The sequence below is a fragment of the Salinicola sp. RZ23 genome, from assembly GCF_003206675.1.
GTDB classification, from domain to species: domain Bacteria; phylum Pseudomonadota; class Gammaproteobacteria; order Pseudomonadales; family Halomonadaceae; genus Salinicola; species Salinicola endophyticus.
This window is the reverse complement of record NZ_PZJK01000033.1, coordinates 1-639: the sequence shown is the minus strand read 5'-3', so window position 1 is coordinate 639 and position 639 is coordinate 1. Positions and strand designations below refer to the sequence as shown.

The following is a 639-nucleotide window of genomic DNA, read 5'->3' as shown; positions in this document are numbered from 1 at the left end:
ATAGACTTTGTTACCCCCGGCGAAATTGGGCCGGTTGATGTATATCTTGCGCGTCCTGCGATTGAAGCGGACCACGATATGCCGTTGGACCAGACATTCCATACGGAATATCCGGAAGAGGTAAGAAAATACCAACAAAAGTGCAAGCCAGACGACCCACAAGATTATGGCCCCCAAATAATCACCGACACCTGCCACTCTACCCGCTTGAGAAACCGTCCCCGTAAAAAAAATGCCAGTAACCTCAGAAAGAATAAAAACAGGAAAAAAACCACACCAAAAATCAATGGAAAAAACCCAAGAAGAACTCCCCCCCTCCATTCATCGAAGAAGGTTCTGATATCCATATAGGTATCGTTCATGCGATAGATGGAGCGTGCATCGGAAGGCGCGTCACTGATCTGCCGCTCCTGCATGCCACGGTACTGTTTGCCGTACTTCTCGGTCGCCTTCTCGAACTGCTTCATATCACCCTCGAACCCGGTGATATCTTTTTTGCTCGCCGTCAGGGTGCGGCGCATCAGCCATTCAACGAAGTACATGCAGGCTCCACTTGGCTGAGATCGCGCAGCGCGCCCGCCAGGGCGCGCTGCGCGGCGACACCTTCATACCGGCCCGGAGGCCGTGCTTTCCCGACGC

Annotated in this window: 1 protein-coding gene; it reads right to left on the bottom strand. The window is 52.9% G+C overall.

Annotated elements, in window-relative coordinates:
• Positions 1 to 164: 164 nt before the first annotated feature.
• Positions 165 to 542, bottom strand: a complete 378-nt coding sequence (locus DOM67_RS19700; protein WP_110679017.1) for a hypothetical protein — start codon at positions 540 to 542, stop codon at positions 165 to 167.
• Positions 543 to 639: the final 97 nt, after the last annotated feature.